The 22,109-nt window shown below is 68.6% G+C and carries 23 protein-coding genes and 1 pseudogene; 16 read left to right on the forward strand and 8 right to left on the reverse strand.

Going from position 1 to position 22,109, the window contains the following annotated elements:
• A complete protein-coding gene (locus HMPREF0591_RS04290; RefSeq protein WP_007167196.1) occupies nt 1–1,236 on the forward strand; it encodes a sulfotransferase family protein in 1,236 nt (411 codons plus the stop codon).
• 29 nt (nt 1,237–1,265) lie between these two features.
• Nucleotides 1,266–2,156, forward strand: coding sequence for an alpha/beta fold hydrolase (locus HMPREF0591_RS04295; RefSeq protein WP_007167197.1), 891 nt, complete (start codon nt 1,266–1,268; stop codon nt 2,154–2,156).
• A 65-nt stretch (nt 2,157–2,221) separates the two neighbouring features.
• On the opposite strand, the gene HMPREF0591_RS04300 is transcribed toward HMPREF0591_RS04295, so the two are convergent.
• Genes HMPREF0591_RS04300 through HMPREF0591_RS04310 form a run of 3 tightly spaced genes read right to left on the reverse strand, consistent with a single transcriptional unit; the run spans nt 2,222 to nt 4,133 of the window.
• Nucleotides 2,222–3,265: a zinc-binding dehydrogenase gene (locus tag HMPREF0591_RS04300; protein ID WP_007167198.1), complete on the reverse strand. Its 1,044-nt coding sequence runs from the start codon at nt 3,263–3,265 to the stop codon at nt 2,222–2,224.
• Nucleotides 3,266–3,268: 3 nt separating this feature from the next.
• A complete protein-coding gene (locus HMPREF0591_RS04305) occupies nt 3,269–3,481 on the reverse strand; it encodes a TOBE domain-containing protein (RefSeq protein ID WP_007167199.1) in 213 nt (70 codons plus the stop codon).
• Nucleotides 3,482–3,521: 40 nt separating this feature from the next.
• Nucleotides 3,522–4,133 (reverse strand): TetR/AcrR family transcriptional regulator, encoded by a 612-nt coding sequence (locus HMPREF0591_RS04310; RefSeq protein WP_007167200.1) that lies wholly within the window; start codon nt 4,131–4,133, stop codon nt 3,522–3,524.
• A 129-nt stretch (nt 4,134–4,262) separates the two neighbouring features.
• Between HMPREF0591_RS04310 and HMPREF0591_RS04315 the strand changes: the two genes are divergently transcribed.
• Nucleotides 4,263–5,588: a cytochrome P450 gene (locus HMPREF0591_RS04315; RefSeq protein WP_007167201.1), complete on the forward strand. Its 1,326-nt coding sequence runs from the start codon at nt 4,263–4,265 to the stop codon at nt 5,586–5,588.
• A 7-nt stretch (nt 5,589–5,595) separates the two neighbouring features.
• Here HMPREF0591_RS04315 and msrA read toward each other — a convergent pair whose 3' ends face one another.
• On the reverse strand, nt 5,596–6,108 hold the full coding sequence (gene msrA / locus HMPREF0591_RS04320; protein ID WP_007167202.1) for a peptide-methionine (S)-S-oxide reductase MsrA: 513 nt from the start codon (nt 6,106–6,108) through the stop codon (nt 5,596–5,598).
• Nucleotides 6,109–6,198: 90 nt separating this feature from the next.
• Between msrA and HMPREF0591_RS04325 the strand changes: the two genes are divergently transcribed.
• From HMPREF0591_RS04325 to HMPREF0591_RS04340, 4 genes are read left to right on the forward strand one after another with little or no spacing between them, the layout of a single operon-like run.
• The gene (locus HMPREF0591_RS04325; protein ID WP_031353776.1) at nt 6,199–6,705 is read left to right on the forward strand and encodes a nuclear transport factor 2 family protein; all 507 of its coding nucleotides are present in this window, start codon (nt 6,199–6,201) and stop codon (nt 6,703–6,705) included.
• A complete protein-coding gene (locus HMPREF0591_RS04330) occupies nt 6,702–7,739 on the forward strand; it encodes an NAD-dependent epimerase/dehydratase family protein (RefSeq protein ID WP_007167204.1) in 1,038 nt (345 codons plus the stop codon). The genes HMPREF0591_RS04325 and HMPREF0591_RS04330 overlap by 4 nt, the downstream gene beginning before the upstream one ends.
• Before the next feature lie 18 nt (nt 7,740–7,757).
• Nucleotides 7,758–8,573, forward strand: a complete 816-nt coding sequence (locus HMPREF0591_RS04335; RefSeq protein ID WP_040621821.1) for a class I SAM-dependent methyltransferase — start codon at nt 7,758–7,760, stop codon at nt 8,571–8,573.
• A gap of 59 nt (nt 8,574–8,632) precedes the next feature.
• Nucleotides 8,633–9,013, forward strand: a complete 381-nt coding sequence (locus tag HMPREF0591_RS04340) for a DUF427 domain-containing protein (protein ID WP_007167206.1) — start codon at nt 8,633–8,635, stop codon at nt 9,011–9,013.
• Here HMPREF0591_RS04340 and HMPREF0591_RS04345 read toward each other — a convergent pair.
• A complete protein-coding gene (locus HMPREF0591_RS04345; RefSeq protein WP_065517745.1) occupies nt 9,010–9,405 on the reverse strand; it encodes a nuclear transport factor 2 family protein in 396 nt (131 codons plus the stop codon). The two genes, HMPREF0591_RS04340 and HMPREF0591_RS04345, sit on opposite strands and share 4 nt — an antisense overlap.
• 54 nt (nt 9,406–9,459) lie before the next feature.
• On the opposite strand from HMPREF0591_RS04345, the gene HMPREF0591_RS04350 reads away from it, so the two are divergent.
• Both HMPREF0591_RS04350 and HMPREF0591_RS04355 read left to right on the forward strand, forming a co-directional pair.
• On the forward strand, nt 9,460–10,371 hold the full coding sequence (locus tag HMPREF0591_RS04350) for a DNA-3-methyladenine glycosylase family protein (protein ID WP_007167208.1): 912 nt from the start codon (nt 9,460–9,462) through the stop codon (nt 10,369–10,371).
• A gap of 96 nt (nt 10,372–10,467) precedes the next feature.
• The gene (locus HMPREF0591_RS04355; RefSeq protein ID WP_023867974.1) at nt 10,468–11,016 is read left to right on the forward strand and encodes a Dps family protein; all 549 of its coding nucleotides are present in this window, start codon (nt 10,468–10,470) and stop codon (nt 11,014–11,016) included.
• Here the strand turns inward: HMPREF0591_RS04355 and HMPREF0591_RS30240 are convergent.
• Complete coding sequence (locus HMPREF0591_RS30240) at nt 11,013–13,016, reverse strand: chloride channel protein (RefSeq protein ID WP_007167210.1); 2,004 nt, start codon at nt 13,014–13,016, stop codon at nt 11,013–11,015. The two genes, HMPREF0591_RS04355 and HMPREF0591_RS30240, sit on opposite strands and share 4 nt — an antisense overlap.
• 173 nt (nt 13,017–13,189) lie before the next feature.
• Between HMPREF0591_RS30240 and HMPREF0591_RS04365 the strand changes: the two genes are divergently transcribed.
• The 6 genes and pseudogenes from HMPREF0591_RS04365 to HMPREF0591_RS04390 all read left to right on the forward strand — a co-directional run bounded on the left by HMPREF0591_RS04365 (nt 13,190) and on the right by HMPREF0591_RS04390 (nt 19,309).
• Complete coding sequence (locus HMPREF0591_RS04365) at nt 13,190–14,173, forward strand: pirin family protein (protein WP_007167211.1); 984 nt, start codon at nt 13,190–13,192, stop codon at nt 14,171–14,173.
• Between the two features lie 2 nt (nt 14,174–14,175).
• Entirely contained in the window at nt 14,176–14,811 is a 636-nt protein-coding gene (locus tag HMPREF0591_RS04370; protein WP_279626953.1) for a TetR/AcrR family transcriptional regulator, read from the forward strand.
• Between the two features lie 83 nt (nt 14,812–14,894).
• A pseudogene (locus HMPREF0591_RS04375) lies at nt 14,895–15,833 on the forward strand (class I SAM-dependent methyltransferase).
• Between the two features lie 30 nt (nt 15,834–15,863).
• Nucleotides 15,864–16,805: a class I SAM-dependent methyltransferase gene (locus tag HMPREF0591_RS04380; protein WP_007167214.1), complete on the forward strand. Its 942-nt coding sequence runs from the start codon at nt 15,864–15,866 to the stop codon at nt 16,803–16,805.
• Nucleotides 16,806–16,968: 163 nt separating this feature from the next.
• A complete protein-coding gene (locus tag HMPREF0591_RS04385) occupies nt 16,969–18,393 on the forward strand; it encodes an aldehyde dehydrogenase family protein (protein ID WP_007167215.1) in 1,425 nt (474 codons plus the stop codon).
• Between the two features lie 55 nt (nt 18,394–18,448).
• Nucleotides 18,449–19,309 (forward strand): SDR family oxidoreductase, encoded by an 861-nt coding sequence (locus HMPREF0591_RS04390; RefSeq protein ID WP_007167216.1) that lies wholly within the window; start codon nt 18,449–18,451, stop codon nt 19,307–19,309.
• A 10-nt stretch (nt 19,310–19,319) separates the two neighbouring features.
• Here the strand turns inward: HMPREF0591_RS04390 and HMPREF0591_RS04395 are convergent, their stop codons facing one another.
• Both HMPREF0591_RS04395 and HMPREF0591_RS04400 read right to left on the reverse strand, forming a co-directional pair.
• Nucleotides 19,320–20,144 carry a tyrosine-protein phosphatase gene (locus HMPREF0591_RS04395; protein ID WP_007167217.1) on the reverse strand — a complete coding sequence of 275 codons (825 nt, stop codon included), beginning with the start codon at nt 20,142–20,144 and terminating at the stop codon, nt 19,320–19,322.
• On the reverse strand, nt 20,137–21,357 hold the full coding sequence (locus HMPREF0591_RS04400; RefSeq protein ID WP_050790008.1) for an acyl-CoA dehydrogenase family protein: 1,221 nt from the start codon (nt 21,355–21,357) through the stop codon (nt 20,137–20,139). Before HMPREF0591_RS04400 ends, HMPREF0591_RS04395 begins: the two co-directional genes overlap by 8 nt.
• 118 nt (nt 21,358–21,475) lie before the next feature.
• On the opposite strand from HMPREF0591_RS04400, the gene HMPREF0591_RS04405 reads away from it, so the two are divergent.
• Nucleotides 21,476–21,937 carry a nuclear transport factor 2 family protein gene (locus HMPREF0591_RS04405; protein ID WP_040621827.1) on the forward strand — a complete coding sequence of 154 codons (462 nt, stop codon included), beginning with the start codon at nt 21,476–21,478 and terminating at the stop codon, nt 21,935–21,937.
• Nucleotides 21,938–22,109 lie beyond the last annotated feature (172 nt).

A 22,109-nucleotide genomic window follows, 5' to 3' on the forward strand; every position in this document is an offset into this window, starting at 1 on the left:
GTGACCGACGCCGTTCGCCTTGACGATCTCGCCCAGCCGCGCTTCAGCGCCGAGGCGCAGCAACTCCTCGACATGATGGCCACACTGGCCCCCGACTGCCCCTTGGACGCCGACGCGCTGCGCGCCAGGGCCACCGCCGACACCGGCCTGCACGATTTCGGCGCGCCGGACTACCGCGAGCGGCTCGACGTCTACCTCGCCGCGCTGCGCGAGATCGACGGGCTGCACCCGGCCGGGGTGGTGAACTTCTTCGGGCAGCTGTTGCAACTGCTCAAGAATCGGCTGTTGCTGACCGACCTGCTGACCCGGCATCCCGAGATCGACGACATCGAGCTCCAACCGCCGGTGGTGATCGCCGGGCTGCCCCGCACCGGCACCACCCACCTGCACAACCTGCTGGCCGCGCCGCCCACCTTCCGCACCATGCCCTACTGGGAAAGCGTCGAGCCGTTCCCCCTGCCCGGCGAGGCCGGCGTCGCGCCGGACCCGCGGCGGGCCCGGATGGACGTCGCGGTCGGGCTGATCAACACCGTGATGCCGCACTTCGCGCTGATGCACGAGATGACCACCGACCACGTCCACGAAGAGATCCAGCTGCTCGCCAACGACTTCTCGACCATGCTGTTCGAGACCCTGGCCGACGTGCCGCGCTGGCGCGGCTACTACCAGGCCCACGACCAGGCACCGCACTACCGGCACCTCGCCCGCCAGCTCAAGGCCATGCAGTTCCTGCGGGGCGGCCGGCGCTGGCTGCTCAAGTCGCCGCAGCACCTCGAGCAGGTGCCGGTTCTCGACCGCGTATTCCCGGGCAGCATCGTGGTTTTCACACACCGCGATCCGGTGCCGGTGGCGTTGTCGATGATCGCGATGATCACCTACTCGGCGCGCATGCACCGCTCGCCGGTGCCCGTCGAGCGAATCGCGGCGTCGTGGATCGACCGCCTGGACGACATGCTTTCCGCGCTGGTCCGCGACCGGGACGCGATTGGCCCGGAGCGTTCGATCGACGTCCGCTTCGACGACTTCATGGCCGACGAAATCGGCGTTGCGGAGCGGGTATACGCCCTGGCCGGTGAGCCGTTCACCGCGCAGGCCCGAACCGCGATCGACGAGTACCTGGCGGGCCACCGGCGCGGCCGGCTCGGCGCCGTCGCGACGTCCTGCGAGATGTTCGGGCTGGAGGAGAGCGATTTGCGCCGCCGCTTCGCGCCGTATGCCGAGCGGTTTCTGGCCTAACCCGGGGCGGGCCGCTACGTTCTCCAGGCATGGTGACCATGCCGGAGCTGGACGGTGTCGAACACAGGTACGTGGACGTGGGAAGCGGTGTGACGATCCATGTCGCGGATGCGGGGCCGGGCGACGGGCCGGCGGTGATGCTGGTGCACGGGTTCCCGCAGAACTGGTGGGAGTGGCACCACCTGATCGGCCCGCTGGCCGCCGACGGCTACCGGGTGCTGTGCCCGGACTTGCGCGGCGCCGGCTGGAGTTCGGCGCCGCGGACGAGCTACACCAAGGCGGAGATGGCCGAGGACCTGGCCGCCGTTTTGGATCTCCTCGATGTGCGAACGGTCAAGCTGGTCGCCCACGACTGGGGCGGGCCGGTGGCGTTCATCATGATGCTGCGCCACCCGGAGAAGGTGACCGGGTTCTTCGGGGTGAACACGGTGGCGCCCTGGGTGAAGCGCGATCTGCGTGCGGTGCGCAATATCTGGCGGTTCTGGTACCAGATCCCGATTTCGTTGCCGGTCATCGGCCCGCGGATGATCAGCGATCTCGAGTCCCGGATCGGCCGTTGGATGGGCTCCTGGGTCGGTGGCGGGTACGCGCTGCCGGAGGAGGACACCCGCCTCTACATCGAGTGCATGCGGCAGCCCGGGCACGCGGAGGCCGGTTCCCGGTGGTATCGCAGCTTTCAAACCGGCGAGATGCTGCGCTGGGCGCGCGGCGAGTACGACGACGCCCGCGTCGACGTCCCGGTGCGCTGGCTGACCGGCACGCTGGATCCGGTGATCACGCCCGAGCTGACCGACGGATACGCCGACCACATCAGCGATTTCAAGGTGGAGCTGGTCGACGGTGTCGGCCACTGGATCGTCGACCAGCGCCCGGAGCTGGTGCTGGACCGGGTCCGGGCCTTCCTGCGCGGCGAAACATAAACCCTTGCGCGCCGTTTCGGCGCGTCGTCGCAACTAGTTATATGTCGCGGCAACGCCGGCGCCCGTCAGGGACGGACGAGGATGCGGATGGGGTTGCCGTCCTGACGCTCGAGCATCTCGATGCCGTGCGGTAGGTCCTCCAAGGCGATGATCTCGCTGATCGATCGCGAGATGTCAAGGCGCCCAGCCGAAACCAGCTTCGTCAGCGTCTCGATGTCGACGTTCTGATAGCCCAGGTGCCCGAGCACTTGCTTGCGGGTCAAACCGAACAGGGAGGTGGGCCCGACGGTCGGCGCTTCGGCGCTCATCCCGACGCCCACCAGCCGGCCGCCGGGGGTGAGGCAATCGAGCCCCTGCTCGAAGGTCGCCTTCAGGCCGACGGCGTCGAAGGCGACGTCGAGCAGCCGGCCGCCGGTGACCTCCGCGATCTTGTCGTGGAGGCCGTCGTCGCGGGAGTCGAACGCGTAGTCCGCGCCGAGGGCCAGGGCCCGCTCCAAGACCGCGGGGTTGATGTCGACCGCGATGATCGGCACCGCGCCGACCAACCGCGCCAGCTGGACGATGTGGGTGCCGACGCCGCCGACGCCCCACACCCCGACCGACTCACCCACCGCGACTTTCCCGGTCCGCACGACGGCCCCGAACGGCGTGGACACCGCGTCGGCCAGGATCGCGGCCTGTTCCAGCGGAACGTTGTCGGGCACCCGCGTCAGACCCGCCGCCTGCGCCAGGGTGTATTCCGCCCACGCGCCGTCGTAGGCGAACGCCATCAACTGGATGCGCAGGCAGTTCACCACGTCGCCGCGCCGGCAGTTCGCGCAGCGCTGGCAGGGCCGGCCGGCGGCGACCACGACGCGATCGCCCTCGTCCCAGCCGGTCACCTCCGGGCCCAACTTCGCGATGGTGCCCGACGCCTCGTGGCCCTGGGTCACCACGGGCTGCTGCGCCGGGAAGGTGCCGTTGATGAGGCTCAGGTCCGAGTGGCAGATCCCGCAGAAGGCGACCTTGACCAGGACCTCGCCGGGACCGGGTTCCGGTATTGGAACATCCTCGAGCGCAACCCTTTTGGTCTCCGCGTAGAAGCGCTCGGCGCGCATCGTGTTGGCCATGCGCTAGTCGACGCCGATGGTGACTTCCGTGGACTTGATGAATACGGTCGCGGGCTGGCCGACCTTGAGCCCGAGATCGGTGGCCGCGTCCTTGGTGACGGAGGAGGTGACGACCTGGTCGCCGCCGTCGAGCTTGACCTTCACGATCGCCATGACGCTGCCGAGGTCGACCTCGGTGATGGTCCCTTTGAGCTGGTTTCGGGTGGATAGCCGCATCGCGAGGTCCTCCGTCGGGTTGAGGGGTCTGCGGGTGACTCTAGTGTCGCGGGCCGAGCAGGGCTATGGACGCGTCGACGGCGGGTTCGACGATGTCGCGCACCGGCCGGCCATCCTCGACGGCGAGGGCGGTGAGTTCGCGCAAGCCGCCCAGCAGGATGACGGCCAGGGGCGCGGTCAGCGGGGGCAGCTCGGCCCGCCGGAAGCCGGGGCTGGCGCTCAGGTCGACCAGCAGGCTGGACAGCAGCCGCAGCCCGCGGCGCTGCACCGGGCGGGCGGCGGCACCGAGCGAGGGGAGTTCCCGGATCCAGCTCAGCGTGATGGCCGGCCGGGACTCGATGTAGCCGACGTACGCCTCGACGGCCTGCCGGATCTGCCGATGCCAATCGGCCTCGGGGTCGACCGCCGCCGCGATGCACTCGCCCAGCTTCTCGTTGTCCGATCCGAGGAGCTCCAGGAAGCACTCTTCCTTGCTCGCGAAATGGTCGTAGAAGGTGCGCTTGGACGTGCGGGCGTGACGGACGACGTCGGCGACGGTGCTGGCGCGGTAGCCGCGCTCGGTGATGGAGGCGGCGAGGCCGTCGAGCAACCTGAGCCGGAACGGGTCGCCGAGAACCGCTTCGTCGGCCGTTGCAGTCGCCGTCGGGCTCACGGCGGCCCCTTTCGATAGCTACGGCACCCTTGTCAGGCCTAGTACCACAGAGTACCGTAGCTCCCAACGATTTGGTACACCGCGGTACCACCCCGGCGTCTCGGGGCCAGATACGGGGGAGCAGCCCGCATGAGTGAAGTGACCACCGCCCGACCGGCAACCGCCGAAGTCAGCTTGCCCCCCGCGACCCGGCTCCCGAAGCTGTTGCAGGGATTGGGCTTTGCGGTGTCGCGGCGGGCGATGATCCAGCGGCTGGCCCGTCGGCACGGCGACGTCTTCACCCTCAACCTGCCCATCTACGGCCGCGTCGTGGTGGTCGGCGATCCGCAGCTGGCCAAGCAGATCTTCACGACCAGCCCGGACGAGCTCGGCAACATCCAGCCCAACCTCAGCCGGCTGTTCGGCTCGGGATCCGTGTTCGCCCTCGACGGGGAGGACCATCGCCGCCGGCGGCGGTTGCTCGCACCGCCGTTCCACGGCAAGAGCATGAAGAAGTACGAGGCGATCATCGAGGAGGAGACGCTGCGCGAGACGGCCGGCTGGCCGGAGGGGGAGCCCTTTGCGACGCTGCCGTCGATGATGCGCATCACGCTCAACGCGATCCTGCGTGCCGTCTTCGGGGCCGAGGGCGCCGAACTCGACGAGCTGCGCCGGCTCATCCCGCCGTGGGTCACGCTCGGCTCCCGGATGGCGACGATGCCCAAGCCGCAACGCAATTACGGCCGGTTCAGCCCGTGGGGGCGACTGGACGAGTGGCGCCGACAGTACGACACCATCATCGACAGGCTCATCGAAATCGAGCGGGCCGACCCGAACTTCGACGAGCGCACCGACGTGCTGGCGCTGATGCTGCGCAGCACTTACGACGACGGTTCGGCCATGTCGCGCAAGGACATCGGCGACGAGCTGCTCACGCTGCTGGCCGCCGGCCACGAGACGACTGCCTCCACGCTGGCCTGGGCGTTCGAGCGGCTGACGCGTCATCCGGATGTGCTGGCGGCCCTGGTCGAGGAGGCCGATAACGATGGCCAGGAGCTGCGTCAGGCGACGATCCTGGAAGTCCAGCGGGCCCGCACGGTCATCGATTTCGCCGCCCGCCGCGTCTACCCGCCGCGGTATCAACTCGGCGAGTGGGTCATTCCGCGCGGGGAATCAATCCTGGTGAGCATCGCGCAGATTCACGAAAATCCTGCAGTTTTCTCGAGCCCGGAGCGCTTCGACCCGCAACGGTACGTCGGGACCAAGCCGTCGGCCTTCGCGTGGATCCCGTTCGGCGGCGGCACCCGCCGCTGCGTCGGGGCGGCCTTCGCCAACATGGAGATGGACGTCGTGTTGCGAACGGTGCTGCGCCACTTCACGATCGAAACCACGACGGCGTCCGGCGAGAAGTGGCACGGCCGGGGCGTCGCCTACACGCCGAGAGACGGCGGCCGGGTCGTGGCGCACCGGCGCTGAGCCGCGCCTACTGGCCCGCGGTGGCCCGGCGCGGCAGTTTCCAGCCCGGGCGGATGTAGTGGCAGGTGTACCCGTTGGGGTAGTGCTGCAGGTAGTCCTGGTGCTCGGGCTCGGCCTCCCAGAAATCCCCGGCCGGGCTGACCTCGGTCACCACCTTGCCGGGCCACAACCCGGACGCTTCGACGTCGGCGATCGTGTCGAGCGCGATCCGCTTCTGCTCGTCGTCGAGGTAGAAGATCGCCGACCGGTAGCTGGGGCCGCGATCGTTGCCCTGGCGGTCTTTCGTTGTCGGGTCGTGGATCTGGAAGAAGAATTCCAGCATGGTGCGGTAGTCGGTGACCGCCGGGTCGTAGACGATCTCGACGGCCTCGGCATGCGTGCCGTGGTTGCGGTAGGTCGCATTCGGGACGTCGCCGCCGGTGTAACCGACGCGGGTCGAAACCACACCCGGCTGCTTGCGGATGAGTTCTTGCATCCCCCAGAAACACCCGCCGGCAAGGATCGCTTTGTGGGTTGCCATTGCTCGTCCTCCTAGCCCGCCACGATGCTGCCCAGGCTACACTCCGCCGATGAGCCGCAACGTCGCGACGATTTCGGGAAGTGCCGCATCATGACCACGCAAGAGTTCTCCCGCAGCGAACTGTCCGACGCGTTCGAGAAATTCGAGCAGACGGTGGCCCGGGCCGCCGAAACGCACGACTGGGACGCCTGGGTCGAGCAGTACACGCCCGACGTCGAGTACGTCGAACACGCCGCCGGCACGATGCGGGGCCGCGACGAGGTGCGTCAGTGGATCAAACGGACGATGACGACCTACCCGGGCAGCCACATGGTGGCGTTCCCCTCGCTGTGGTCGGTCATCGACGAGCCCACCGGGCGGGTCATCTGCGAACTGGACAACCCCATGCGCGACCCGGGCGACGGAAGCGTGATCAGCGCGACCAACATCTCGATCGTCACCTACGCGGGCGACGGCCTGTGGCGCCGTCAGGAAGACATCTACAACCCGCTGCGTTTCCTGCGGGCCGGAATGAAGTGGTGCCGCAAGGCGCAGGAGCTGGGCACCCTCGACGAGGACGCCGCGCGGTGGATGCGGGAGAACGGCGGAGCCAAGTGAGCACCAAGCCCAAACTCGGCCCCAAGCTGGTTATAGGCGCCAACGGCTTCCTGGGTTCGCACGTCACCCGCCAACTCGTCGCCGACAGGTTCCCCGTGCGGGCGATGGTGCGCCCGAACGCGAACACCCGCTCGATCGACGACCTCGAGCTGACCCGCTTTCACGGCGACGTCTTCGACGACGTCACATTGCGCGAGGCGATGGACGGGGTCGACGACGTCTATTACTGCGTCGTCGACACCCGCGCATGGTTGCGCGACCCGGCACCGCTGTTTCGCACCAACGTCGAGGGGCTGCGCAACGTTCTCGACGTCGCCGTCAACCAGCCCGACCTGCGCCGCTTCGTCTTCACCAGCACCTACGCGACGGTCGGCCGGCGACGGGGGCACGTGGCAACCGAAGACGACGTGATCAGCCCGCGCGGCCAGACTCCCTACGTCCAATCCCGGGTGCAGGCCGAGGACCTGGTGATGCGCTACGTGGCCGAGGCCGGGCTGCCCGCCGTCGCGATGTGCGTGTCGACCACCTACGGCAGCGGCGACTGGGGCGGCACCCCACACGGTGCCTTCATCGCCGGCGCGGTGTTCGGCAAGCTGCCCTTCGGAATGAACGGCATCCAGCTGGAGGTCGTCGGCGTCGACGACGCCGCGCGGGCCATGATCCTGGCCGCCGAGCGGGGCCGCATCGGCGAGCGATACCTGGTCTCCGAGCGGATGATCGCGTTGAACGACGTCATACGCATCGCCGCCGACGAGGCCGGGGTGCCGCCGCCGCAACGCTCGATATCGCTGCCGATGCTGTACGCACTTTCCGCCCTGGGCAGCCTGAAGGCCCGGCTCACCGGCAAGGACTCCGAGCTCAGCCTCGCGTCGGTGCGCATGATGCGGTCCGAGGCCGACGTCGACAGCAGCAAGGCGAAGCGCGAATTGGGCTGGCGGCCACGCCCGGTCGAGGAGTCGATCCGCGAGGCGGCCCGGTTCTGGGCGGCGATGCGAACCCCCCGAAAGAACACGCCGGCCGGGCAACCCGAATAGCCGCCGCCCGTGGACCGCATACGCGTCGACCTCGAGGGGCCGCCGCAGACGACGCTGGCGACGCTGTATGCCAAGGCGCTGGACGCCGACGCTTCCCCGTCCATCCTCGGCGACCGGTATGCGAAGGCCGCCGTGGCGCACATCGAGTACGACTGGGCGGCAACGACCATCGACGCGCGGCGCGCGCCGTCGGTCGCCGTTCGCAGTAAACACTTCGACAACTGGGCGCGTCAGTTCCTGGCGTCGCATCCCGAAGCGGTCGTGTTGCACGCGGGCTGCGGTCTGGATACCCGGGTCTACCGGCTGGATCCACCGCCCGCGGTGCGGTGGTACGACGTCGACTATCCCGAGGTCATCGGGCTGCGCGAACGGCTGTATCCCGGCCGACCGGGCTATCGCATGGTGCCGGCCTCGGTCACCGATCCGTCCTGGCTGGCCGAACTACCGGCCGACCGGCCCACCCTGTTCATCGGCGAGGGTCTGACCATGTACCTGAAGAAGGACGACGGGCTGGCGCTGCTTCGGCGCGTCGTCGACCGATTCCCTTCCGGCGAACTGCAGTTCGACGCCTTCAACACCTTCGGGATCCGCACCCAGGTGATCAACGCGGTGGTCCGTCGCTCCGGGTCGACACTGTACTGGGGAATCGACGGGCCCTCCGACATCGTGACCGCAGTTCCCGGGGTGCGGCTGCTGGTCTGGGAGTCGGTCTTCGACAGCGACCCCTTCGGCCTGCTCCCGCCGCTCGTGCGCTGGATCGGCAAAGCGATGGCGGCCGTGCCGATCCTGCGGACAATGGCGCAGTATCACCGCTACGCATTCGGTCCGGCCTGATCGGGAAGTCTGGCCGCCCGGCTCGTGTTGCACTGGCTATCGGCGTCTAGGAGGAGACCATGAGCCACCCCGAAATCAAAGAGCCCAGTGCCGGGCACCCGATCACCATCGAGCCGACGAAGGGGCGGGTGCAGGTGCGCGTCAACGGCGAGCTGATCGCCGACACCACGGCCGCCCTCGAGTTGCGCGAAGCCACTTTGCCTGCGGTGCAATACATCCCGATGGGCGACGTGGCGCAAGACCGGCTGACCCGCACGGACACCAGCAGCTACTGCCCCTTCAAGGGCGAGGCCAGCTACTACAGCGTGACCAGCTCGGCCGGCGACACCGTCGACGACGTGATCTGGACCTACGAGCAGCCTTACCCGGCGGTCGCGGCGATCGCCGGGCACGTCGCGTTCTACCCGAACAAGGCCGACATCAGCGTCTCGGCGTCCTAGCAGATCCACCCGGGGAGCGCGGCCTCGTGTGCCCGGGTATCGCTGTACAGCCGCATCGAGACGATCAGCCCCTCGCGGGTGTCGAAGATGCAGACGAACGGGCTGTCATATTCGACGCCGCTGGTGGTGGTGCCGTTGGCCTGCGCCTCGACCACCACCGTTTCGCCCTCGTTGACGCAGCGCACCAGGTCGATGGTCAGCTCCAGTTCCCGCTTGCGCCGCTCGACCGTTCGGCGGAAGGTCTGCTTGTCGCAGGTGGAGCGGGTGACGAGTGACCAGTAGGTGAAGTCGTCGCTGAGCAGCGCGAAACCCTCGTCGAGGTCGCCCCCGTCGCTCGTGCTCTGGAGGAACATCCAGGCCAGTTCGCCCTGCGGGTCATCGAACGGCGTCATCACATCGCAATATTGACTTGGCACATCGTTCACGGTCAATCGGAGAATGGGTCGGTGGAAAGCGCGCGCACGGTCACGTTCCCCGGGCCGGTCAGCTTCGGGCACACGTTGGCGCCGCTTCGGCGCGGGCTCGGGGACCCCTGTTTCCACGCGCCCGGTGACGGCGCGATCTGGCGGACCAGCCTGTTGCCCACCGGTCCCGTCACCGCGCGCATCAGCCGTGCGGCCGCCAACGCCGCTCACTGCGTGGCGTGGGGTGGCGGGGCGCCGGAGTTCGTCGACAGGCTGCCCGCGATGCTCGGCCTGCACGACGATGCCACCGATTTCGTTCCCTCGGACCCGACCGTTGCCGCCGCGCACCGCCGCGTTCCGCACCTGCGCCTCGGCCGCACCGGCCTGGTACTGGAGGCGCTGATTCCCGCGATCATCGAGCAACGGGTGCCCGGGGCCGACGCGTTCCGGTCGTGGCGCCTGCTGGTGTCCAGGTACGGCTCGCCGGCCCCGGGGCCCGCGCCGGACAAGATGCGCGTGCCCCCGACGGCCGAGGTATGGCGCCACATCCCGTCGTGGGAGTTCCATCGCGCCAATGTCGACCCGAGGCGTGCGCAGACCGTGGTGGCGTGTGCGCGCCGGGCCGTCTCGCTGGAGCGGCTGGCCTCCCGTCCGGCCGCGCACGCCCGCGCGGCGTTGACGTCGTTGCCGGGGGTGGGGGAATGGACCGCCGCCGAGACGGCGCAACGGGCGTTCGGGGACGCCGACGCGCTCTCGGTCGGCGACTACCACGTGCCGAAGATGATCGGCTGGACGCTGGTGGGTCACCCGGTCGACGACGCGGGCATGCTCGAACTGCTCGAGCCCATGCGGCCGCACCGCCACCGAGTGGTGCGGCTGCTCGAAGCCAGCGGCCTGGCCTACGAACCGAGGCGGGGGGCCCGGCTGCCGGTTCAGCAGATCAGCGAACTCTAAACGTGGTCATGGCCTCGTCGGGGCCGCGTTTTCCGCCACGGCCTCCGGGTAACCCACTGTGAGCACGTGACCGTGCGGGGAAACGGAGGCAAATCGATGACACAGTTCACCATCCCGGGGCTCACCGACAAACAGGGAGCGCGGTTGACCGAACTGCTGCAGAAGCAATTGAGCACCTACAACGATCTTCACCTGACGCTCAAGCACGTCCACTGGAATGTGGTGGGGCCCAATTTTATTGGCGTGCACGAAATGATCGACCCGCAGGTCGAGGCGGTGCGCGGTTACGCCGACGACGTCGCCGAGCGCATCGCGGCCCTCGGCGGATCGCCGCAGGGGACGCCCGGGGCGATCATCAAAGACCGCACCTGGGACGACTATTCCGTCGGGCGTGACTGCGTCCAGGCCCATCTGGCCGCGCTGGATCTCGTCTACACCGGCATCATCGAGGACATCCGCAAGTACATCGAGGAGACCGAGGAACTCGACCCGGTCACACAGGATCTGTTGATCGACCAGGCCGGAAACCTGGAGAAGTTCCAGTGGTTCGTCCGGGCGCACCTGGAGAACGCGGGCGGAAAGTTGACCCACGAGGGCTCCTCCACGGAGAAGGACGCCGCGAGCAGCGCGCGTAGCGCTTCCTAGCCGGACGCCGAATCCGGTTGGTGCCCATTTTGTTTGGGTGCGAGAACGTTGACCCGGTCGCCCGAGGCGAGCCGTAGGGAGGCGTCGGCATCGACGAGCTGCCGGTTGTGCAGCACCGAGACGGGGAAGTGGCCGGCCGGCCAGTCCAGGTCGCCGAGGCTTCGGCCGACGGCGACCGAGTCGCCGGCCAGGGTGTGTTCGACGATGTAATACCCCTCGAGCTGGCTGTGTGGATCGTGTTCTTGGGTCGCGGGTGGCGGGCCGGCGGGTTCGGCGGCCTGGGGGGCGGTGACGGCATCGGGCTGGACGTCGGTGAAGCAGGCGCCAACCGCGCGCAGCACGTTCTGATTGGTCAGCCACCCCTGGACGGACCTCGCCTCGGTGTCGATGACCGGCAGCCCGTCGCGCCCGTACAGCACGAGCTGGCGCAACGCCTGGGCGAGGCTGTCGTTGGCGAAGAGCGCCTGTGGTTCGCGAACGCGGGTGACCGGGCCCAGCATGCCCGTCAGGTCGCGATGGCCGTCGCCGGCGGGGTGCGCGAGATCGAGTGGCACCGCGAATCGGTGCATGGCGTCGGCCGCGGTGAGGTCCGCGAAGGCGTGGGTTGGGGTCGGGCGGTCGATGTCGATGCCGCGGCGCAGCAGCTTGGTGGTGTAGATGGTGCCGTAGGAGACACCGCGGGAGACGGTCGTTCCGACGGCGACGGCCAGCATGACCGGCAGGGTGAGGGTGAAGTCGCCGGTCATTTCGACGGTGCTCGCCAGCGCCGTGAGCGGGGCGCGCGTGGCCGAGGCGAACACGGCGCCCATGCCGACGATGGCGTAGAGCGCGGGATGCCCGACGGCCGTGCCGATCGTGTGCTGGACGAACAGTCCGAAGGCCATGCCCGAGGTGGCCCCGACGAACAACGACGGCGCGAACACGCCGCCCGAGCCGCCGATCCCGATGGTCAGGCTGCAGGCCAGCATCTTGCCGGCCGCGAGGAGCACCAGGAACCAGATCGCGTAGTGGTGGGCGAAGGCGGCGTACATCACCGGATAGCCGACGCCGTAGAGCTGCGGCAGCGCGAGCAGGAGTAGGCCCAGCACCACCCCGCCGACCGCGGGCCGCGCCCAATCGGGGCGGCTGCCCCACACGCGGTCGCACAGGTCCTCGGTCTTGTAGAGGACGTTCTTGAACAGGATCCCGATCAGCCCGGCGATCGCCGCGAGGAGCGCCACGAGCAGGTAGTTGGCGATGTGATTCAGCTCGATGCCGGCCGGCAACTGGGTGAGGAAGGGGTCAGAGCCGAAAAAGACGCGGGCGACCACGTCGGCGACCATCGACGACAGCATGATCGTGAAGATCCCCTCGACGGAGAGTTCGCGCAGGATCAGCTCGACGGCGAAGAACACCCCGGTGATGGGGGCGTTGAAGGTGGCCGAGATGCCCCCGGCGGCGCCGCAGGCCACCAGCACCCGCAGCCGATTTTCCGGCATGCGCACCCATTGGCCGAAGCCGGACGCCAGCGCCGCGCCGATCTGCACGATCGGCCCCTCGCGGCCGACCGACCCGCCTGTGCCGATGCACAGCGCGGAGGCCAGGGCCTTCACCACGGTCACCTGCGGACGGATCCGCCCCCCGTTCTCCGCCACCGCGATCATGACTTCCGGGACGCCGTGGCCGCGGGCCTCCCGGGCGAACCGGGAGATCAGCGGCCCGTACAGCAAGCCACCGACGACCGGAATGACGACGAAGAAGCCGAGGCCAAGCCAGGGCAGGTGGTCACTGCCCACCCAACCGTCCTGGCCGAACTCGTCGCGCCCGGTCGCCAGCCAGGTGAAGCCGTAGATCAGGTAGCGGAACGCCACGGCGCCGAGGCCGGCGCCGAGGCCGACGAGGATTGCCACGCAGAACAATCCGAGCCGGTTCGCGCGCATCCAGCCGGCGAACCGGCCCGCGGCGTCCGAGACTGGCCGGTTCGTGCGCGCCGGAGCGACGGCTGTCGTTTTTTGCGCCATGCACGCATCCTTCCCCCGACGACCGTCGTGCGCCCGCTGAACGGACCGGCGGCCGCAATGACCATCCGCTACAGCAAATATTGCACCACGCAATATTTGCTCGTGCGGAAGGTGGCGCGGAATAACTGGACTGCGGTCCGGTTATACGGGTTGGCTCTGACTATGGAGGACACATGCCCGCTATCACCGCACACACGCTGGCGCTACCCCGCGTCGTTGCCGCCGGCCCCGCCGACACCGAGCGCCCGGTCCGGTCGATCACCACCGGCCGGCGCGGTTACGAGGGGGAGGGCTTTCCCGTCGTCCGCGCCTTCGCCGGGGTCAGCACCGCTGCGCTGGATCCGTTTGTGCACATGGACCAGATGGGCGAGGTGGAGTACCAGCCGGGGGAGCCGAGGGGGACCGACTGGCATCCGCACCGCGGGTTCGAGACGGTCACTTACATGATCGACGGCAAGTTCGCCCACCAGGACTCCCACGGTGGCGGCGGCCTCATCACCGACGGCGCCACGCAGTGGATGACCGCCGGCTCGGGCATCCTGCACATCGAGACGCCGCCCGCCGAACTGGTCGAGAGCGGGGGCCTCTTCCACGGCGTCCAGTTGTGGGTGAACCTGCCGAAGAGGGACAAGCTTGCCCCACCCCGGTACCAGGCCATCGAGGGGGGCGACGCGACGTTGGTCGCCTCGGACGACGGCGGGGCGCTGGTCCGCGTCATCGCCGGCGAGGTCGACGGCCACCGGGGACCCGGCGTCACCCACACGCCGATCACGTTCGCGCACGCCACGATCGAAAACGGTGCCCGGCTGAACCTGCCGTGGCGACGCGATTTCAATGCGCTGGTTTACGCGCTGTCGGGGAGCGGATGTGTCGGACCCGTCGCCCACCCCATTCGCGAGGGGCAATTGGCGGTACTCGGACCAGGTGATCGCATCACGGTCGGCGCCGACCGGGCGCAGGAATCGTCGCGCACGACCGCGATGGATGTGCTGCTTCTGGGCGGCCGGCCCATTCGGGAGCCGGTATTCCACTACGGGCCTTTCGTGATGAACTCGCGGGCCGAATTGATCGAAGCCCTCGAGGACTACCGGGCGGGCAAATTTGGCAGCATTCCGCCAAATGCGCTGATGCCGCACCATGGCGGTGGCACACTTTAACAGTGTCTGAAGGGGTGAGCCGTCGGCCGGGACGGCCCCCTGCCGCAAAGGCGGACGAGACACGACAGCGCATCATGCGGGCCGCTCGGCTGGTGTTCAGCGAACGCGGCTACGACGGCGCGACCTTCCAGGCCATCGCCGCGCGCGCCGACCTGACCCGGCCGGCGATCAACCATTACTTCCCCAGCAAGCGGGTGCTGTATCGGGAGGTCCTGGAGCAAACCAATCAAGCCGTCATCGGAACCGGCATCGAAGAGGCTGAGCGTGAACCCACGCTGCCCGCACAGCTCGCCGCGTTCATTTCGGTTGCGGTGCGCGCCAATTCCGACAATCCCGCCGGATCGGCTTTGATTATCACCGGGGTGCTCGAGTCGCAGCGCCATCCGGAATGGAACACGACCGAGAATGAATCCGTGCGGATCGTCCGGGAATTTCTGGTCCGGGGCGTTGCCGCCGCGATCGGGCGCGGCGAGGTCGCCGCGGACATCGACGCGGCGGCATTGGTCGAGGCGCTGCTCGTCCTGATGTGCGGGGTGGGCCTGTATGCCGGCTTCGTCCAGAGCCCGGACGACCTGCTGTCCATCACCGGGATAATGCGGCGGCTGCTGGAAGGCGCGCTCCGAGGAGCTCAGGACTAACGGGCCCGCGGCCACCCGGGCGCAGTGAAGTTGCCCACAAAGCGTATAGGCTAACTAACTTATCCCGGTAACATGGTCGGGTCATGACTGATCTGGACGCGTCGTTACCGCCCTCCCTGAGATCTGCCGGCGACAGCTGCCATCACCGAACTGGTCGGAGCCACCGCGCTGGGCGTCGCCGCGTCGCGGGCTGCGGAGACCGCCGGGAGCGACCCGCTGATCCGCGACGAGTTCGCCCGCGTATTGGTCTCGTCGGCGGTCCGGCATGGGCCCGGCTCACCGATCCGGAGTTGGCCTGGCTCGACGGCGACGAGCACGGTCGCCGCGCGCATCGCATCGGCATCGACTACCAGGCCGTGCGCACGCACTTCTTCGACGAGTACTTCGCCGACGCGGTCGAGGCCGGGATCCGGCAGGTGGTCATCCTGGCCGCCGGTCTGGACTCGAGGGCCTACCGCCTGAAGTGGCCGGACGGCATGGCGGTCTACGAGATCGACCAGCCCAAAGTGCTGCAGTACAAGGCCGAAGTGCTGCAGCAGCACGGCGCCGCTCCCACCGCGAGCCGCCGACCGGTCCCCGTCGACCTGCGCGACGACTGGCCGACGGCGCTGGCCGCGGCGGGATTCGACCGCACCCAGCCGACCGCCTGGCTGGCCGAGGGTCTGCTGCCGTACCTGCCCAGCGACGCGCAAGACCGGCTGTTCGACATGTTCACCGCGCTGAGCGCGCCGCACAGCCAGGTCGCGATCGAGGTGTTCGGCATGAACTCGCGGAGCAATTCGCAGCGCTGGCTGCGGATGCGGGAACGCCTCGGCCTCGACGTCAACGTGCAGGCGCTGACCTACCACGAGCCGGACCGCTCGGACGCGGCCCAATGGCTGACCGACCACGGCTGGCAGGTGCAGACCGTGGACAACCGCGAGGAAATGGCCCGGCTGGGCCGCCCGGTACCCCAAGACCTGGCCGAAGACGCGGTGCGCAGCACGCTGCTGCGGGCCCGTCTCGGCGAACCGACAGCCTGACGTCCGCCCCCAGACCGGAGGAGCAACTCGATGAGCTCACTGCGCACCCACGACGACACCTGGGACATCAAGACCAGTGTCGGCAGCACCGCGGTGATGGTCGCCGCCGCCCGCGCCATCGAAACCGAGCAGCCCGACCCGCTGATCCGCGACCCCTACGCCCGGCTGCTGGTCAACAACGCCGGTGCCGCGGTGTTGTGGGAGGCCATGCTGGACCCGGAGGTCGTGGCCAAGATCGAGGCCATCGACGAGGAATCCGCCGCACGTATCCAACACATGCGCGGCTACCAGGCGGTGCGGACCCACTTCTTCGACTCCTACTTCGCCGACGCCGTCGGCGCCGGGATCCGGCAGGTGGTGATCCTCGCGTCGGGGCTGGACTCCCGGGCCTACCGGCTGGACTGGCCCGCCGGCACCGTCGTCTACGAGATCGACCAGCCGCAGGTGATGGACTACAAGTCGGCGACGCTGGCCGACAGCGGCGCCACCCCGTCCGCCGACCGCCGCGAGGTCGCCATCGACCTGCGCGAAGACTGGCCCGCCGCGCTGCGCGCCGCCGGCTTCGACCCGACCAAGCCGACCGCCTGGCTCGCCGAGGGACTGCTGATGTACCTGCCCGCCGAGGCCCAGGACAAGCTGTTCACCCAGATCGGCGAGCTGAGCCCCGCCGGCAGCCGCGTCTCGGCCGAAACCGCGCCCATGCACGCCGAGGAGCGTCGCCAGAAGATGCGGGAACGGTTCAAGAAGGTCGCCGACGAGTTGGGCTTGGAGGAGACCGTCGACGTCGGCGAGCTGATGTACCGCGACGAGCACCGCGCGGACCTCACCGAATGGCTCAACGAGCATGGCTGGCGCGCCACGGCGCAGAATTCGATCGACGAGATGCACCGCCTCAACCGCAGGGTGCAAAGCGTCGAGCTGGACGACGACAAGGACGCCTTCTCCGACTTCGTCATCGCCGAACGGCTCTGATCGCGGGGGCGACCAAACCCCGACGGCGGCTCCAGCGCACCCCGCAGGATCTTCCTCACTGCTCTCCCAACCGGATGGTTAGGATCGCGGTTATCACCCACGAGCGCTCGTGCCACCGGCAACGCGCGCGTCCGGGATGAACCGAAGCAGGGGAAGGACAACGATGACCACCGAATCGGTTACACCCAAGGCATCCGTCGCCAATGGCGCCGCACCTCAGCCGCCGAACATTCCCGCCACGGTGGAGCGGCTGCGCAAGACCTATGCCACCGGGCGCACCCGCGACGTCGAATGGCGCAGACGGCAGTTGTTGCAGCTCGCCAAGCTGATGGAGGAGAACGAGGCCGCCATCGCGGCCGCTCTCGCCGAGGATCTGGACCGTAGCCCCTTCGAGGCGTTCATCGCCGATATCGCGACCACTGCGGGTGAGGCGAAGTACGCGGCCAAGCGGGTGCGCAAGTGGACGCGGCGCAAATACCAGCTGCTCGAGATGCCGCAGCTGCCCGGACGCGGGTGGATCGAATACGAGCCGTACGGCACCGTGCTGATCATCGGCGCGTGGAACTACCCGTTCTACCTGACGCTGGGCCCGGCGGTCGGCGCGATCGCGGCCGGCAACGCCGTCATCCTCAAGCCGTCGGAGATCGCCGCGGCGTCCGCCCGCCTGATGGCCGAGCTGGTGCCGCGCTACCTCGACAACGACGCGATCGCCGTCGTCGAGGGCGACGGTTCGGTCAGCCAGGAACTCATCGCGCAGGGCCTGGACCGGGTGCTGTTCACCGGCGGCACCGAGATCGGCCGCAAGGTGTACGAGGGCGCCGCGCCGCACCTGACCCCGTGCACGCTGGAGCTCGGCGGCAAGAGCCCGGTGATCGTGGCGGCCGACGCCGACGTGGACGTGGCGGCCAAGCGGATCGCCTGGATGAAGCTGCTCAACGCCGGGCAGACCTGCGTCGCCCCCGACTACGTGTTGGCGGACGCCAAGATTCGCGACGAGCTGGTGAGCAAGATCGGCGCGGCGATCACCAAGTTCACGTCGGACAAGCCCAACGGGATGCGGATCGTCAACCAGCGTCAGTTCGACCGGATCAGCGGCTACCTCGCCGGTGGGGACGGCAACGTCGTCGTCGGTGGCAAATGCGACCCGTCGACCCTGCGCATCCAGCCCGCGGTCGTGGTCGACCCCGACCCGGACGGGCCGTTGATGCAGAACGAGATCTTCGGGCCCGTGCTGCCGGTGATCACCGTCCAATCTCTGGACGACGCAATACGTTTCGTCAACTCGCGGCCCAAGCCGCTGTCCGCCTACCTGTTCACCAAGACGCGCGAGACCCGCGAGCGGGTGATCAAGGAGGTGCCGGCCGGCGGCATGCTGGTCAACCACCTGGCCTTCCAGGTGTCGACGGCCAAGCTGCCGTTCGGCGGCGTCGGCGCCTCCGGGATGGGCGCCTATCACGGCCGCTACGGTTTCGAGGAGTTCAGCCACCGCAAGTCGGTGTTGACCAAGCCGACCCGGCCCGACCTGTCGAGCTTCATCTACCCGCCGTACACGGCGCGGGCCTTCAAGATGGCCCGCCGGATGTTCTGAATCGCCGCTTGAAACCGCTTGCCAGAAAGCATTTTTCACCTGAGAGAGGAACCTGATGCCCGGAGTGCAGGATCGCGTCATCGTCGTCACCGGAGCCGGCGGGGGGCTGGGGCGTGAATACGCCCTGACCCTGGCCCGCGAGGGCGCCAGCGTCGTCGTCAACGACCTCGGCGGGTCCCGCGACGGCACCGGCGCCGGCCACAACATGGCCGACCAGGTCGTCAACGAGATCAAGGACGCGGGTGGCCGGGCGGTGGCCAACTACGACAGCGTCGCCGAGCCGGAGGGCGCCGCCAACATCATCAAGACGGCGCTCGACGAGTTCGGCGCCGTGCACGGCGTGGTGAGCAACGCCGGGATCCTGCGCGACGGCACCTTCCACAAGATGACGTTCGAGAACTGGGACGCCGTGCTCAAGGTGCACCTCTACGGCGGGTACAACGTGCTGCGCGCCGCCTGGCCGCATTTCCGGGAGCAGAGCTACGGCCGCATCGTCGTCGCCACCTCCACCAGCGGCCTGTTCGGCAACTTCGGCCAGACCAACTACGGCGCGGCCAAGCTCGGCCTGGTCGGCATGATCAACACGCTGGCGCAGGAGGGGGCGAAGTACAACATCCACGCCAACGCCGTCGCGCCGATCGCCGCGACCCGCATGACCGAGGACATCCTCCCCAAGGAGGTGCTCGAGAAGCTGACGCCCGAGTACGTCGCGCCGGTGGTGGCCTACCTGTGCACCGAGGAAAACGCCAACACCGCTTCCGTTTTCGTCGTCGGCGGGGGCAAGGTGCAGCGGGTGGCGCTGTTCCAGAACGAGGGCGCCAACTTCGACACGCCGCCGTCAGTTCAGGATGTGGCCGCGCACTGGTCCGAGATCGACGACCTCTCCGCGGCCAAGCAGGCCAACTTCAAGCTGTAGCCGGGCCGGATCAGACGAGCAGTTGGTTGCGCAGGCGGTCGATGTCCGCCTGCGCAACGCCCGCGTCGCGCAAGTACGCGTCCAGTGAGCCGTACGCCTCATCGATGGCCTGACGCGCTGCGGCCAGATACTCCGGGCGGACTCCCAGGACACCGTCGGCCAGCCGCGCCTTGGTGAAGGTGACGACCTCCGGGGTCAGCTCGGCGTCGGAACGCTGCTGGATCATCTCGTAGATGTGGTCGCGCAGTTGCGGTACCGCGGCGTTGCTGCGCAGGTAGTCGGCGACGATGGTGTCGCGATCGATGCCGACCGTTTCCAGCACCGTGGCGATCACAAAGCCGGTGCGGTCCTTGCCCGCGAAGCAGTGGGTGAGCACCGAACGTCCGGCTGCCAGCAGCGAAAAGACATGCCGCACAGCGCGTTGCGCTCCGTTGCGAGAGGGGAACTGCCGGTATTCGTCGATCATGTGGCGGACGGCGGCCTCGTTGACCTCTTCGTCGGACTGGTCGGGATTGCCCTCGAAGAGCCGCCGGAACGCCGTCTCGTGCGGCGCATCGTCCTCGGTTGGCTCCTCGTCACCCAGGTCGGGGAAGGGCAACAGGTGGATGTCGACGCCGTCGGGCACCAGGCCCGGGCCGCGGCGGGCAACCTCGCGTACGGCGCGCAGATCGGCGACGTCGGTGATCCCCAACCCGCGCAGCATCGCGCGGCCCTCGTCGTCGAGGCGGCTCAGCTCACCGGACCGGAACAGCCGTCCCGGCCGAAGCCCGGGCGTCTCGTCGGCGACGTCGCGAAAGTTCCACGCGCCGGACAACTCCCGCAGCGTCTCAGTCATGCGCGGTGACCGCCGCGGCGAGGGGAGACTTCTCCCGGCCGAGTTCGGCGCGGGCGATGGTCCGCATGTGCACCTCGTCGGGCCCGTCGAACAGGCGCATGGCCCGATGCCACCCGTACGACCGGGCCAGCACCGTGTCCTCGCTGACCCCGGCGGCGCCGTGCACCTGGATCGCGCGGTCGATCACGTTGCAGGCCACCTGCGGGGCCACCGCCTTGATCTGCGAGACCAGCGTGTGCGCGGCCTTGTTGCCGTGCTGGTCGATGGTCCACGCCGCCTTGTGACACAACAGCCGGGCCTGATCGATCTCGTTGCGCGACTTGGCAATCGCCTCCCGCACCACGCCCTGCTCGGCCAGCGGGCGGCCGAACGCCACCCGGTTCTGCACCCGGTCCACCATGAGGGCCAGCGCGCGTTCGGCCCCGCCAAGCGCGCGCATGCAGTGGTGGATGCGGCCGGGGCCCAGCCGGGCCTGGGCGATCGCGAAGCCGCCGCCCTCTTCGCCGAGCAGGTTGGTGACGGGTACCCGGACGTTGTCGTAGATGATCTCGCAGTGCCCGGGCTGGTCCTGGTAGCCGAAGACCGTGGTGGAGCGGACGACCGTCACGCCCGGGGTGTCGATCGGCACCAGGACCATCGACTGCTGCTGGTGGCTTGCCGCCTCGGGGTTGGTGCGGCCCATCACGATGAGGATCTTGCAGCGCGGGTCCGACGCCCCGGAGGTCCACCACTTGCGCCCGTTGATCACGTAGTCGCCGCCGTCGCGCACGATGGAGGTCTCGATGTTGCGCGCGTCGCTGCTCGCGACCGCGGGCTCGGTCATCGAGAAGGCGCTGCGGATCTCGCCGCCCAGCAATGGCTCCAGCCATTGCTTGCGCTGCTCCTCGGTGGCGAACAGGTGCAGGGTTTCCATGTTGCCGGTGTCGGGGGCCGCGCAGTTGAGCGCCTCGGGCGCGATCTCGAGGCTCCAGCCGGTCAACTCGGCCAGCGGGGCGTACTCGAGGTTGGTCAGCCCCGACTCGGCCGGCAGGAACAGGTTCCACAGGCCGCGCTCCTTGGCCTTGGTCTTCAGGTCCTCGATGATCGGCGGGACGGTGTGATCGTTGGGGCCGGCCTCGTCCCGGTACTTGTCGTATTCGGCCTCGGCCGGGAAGACGTACTCGGTCATGAAGTCGGACAGTCGCTCGTGGTAGTCGTTGGCTTTGGCCGACATCGCGAAGTCCATGCCGTCACGATAGGACACGTGCCCGTCGTGGCCACGAGCAGACGCAAAGTCACCTGCCGGCGTGCGGATTAGTGCGATTTTGTGTCTGCTCGCGGTAGACATGGCCATGAGCGAATCCCGCCCGCCGTTCCCCCCGTTCACTCTCGAGACGGCCCTGCAGAAGGTGCAGGCCGCCGAGGACGCCTGGAACACCTGCGACCCGCACCGCGTAAGCCTGGCCTACACGCCCGACTCGCAGTGGCGAAACCGCGGCGATCACGTCGTCGGCCGCGACGCGATCGTGGCCTTCCTGACCCGCAAGTGGCAGCGCGAACTCGACTACGCGTTGCGAAAAAGCCTGTGGGACTTCCACGACAACCGCATCGCCGTGCGGTTCCAGTACGAATGCCACGACGCGGGCGGGCAGTGGTACCGCAGCTACGGCAACGAGCTGTGGGAGTTCTCCCCGTCGGGGTTGATGGCCCGCCGCGAGGCCAGCATCAACGACGTGCCGATCGACGGGTCCGAACGCCGCTACTTCGGGCCCCGGCCCGCGGCCGAACACGGCCGGGACATCCCGCTCTGGTAGCCGCCGGCCACAACGCCTTCTTGTGACTCCACAACGCGGCGGGCGCTACTGCTCGCGCTCGCGGTGACGAACCATCGACGGGAGTCGATCGGCAGCTGGCGGGGTATCCGGGCCCGGGCGATCGCACGTCGGGGGTGAAACCCGGCAGGCGTTAAGGTAGCGAAGCGTGCGG

The sequence above is a fragment of the Mycobacterium parascrofulaceum ATCC BAA-614 genome, from assembly GCF_000164135.1.
In the GTDB taxonomy this organism is placed as follows: Bacteria; Actinomycetota; Actinomycetes; order Mycobacteriales; family Mycobacteriaceae; genus Mycobacterium; species Mycobacterium parascrofulaceum.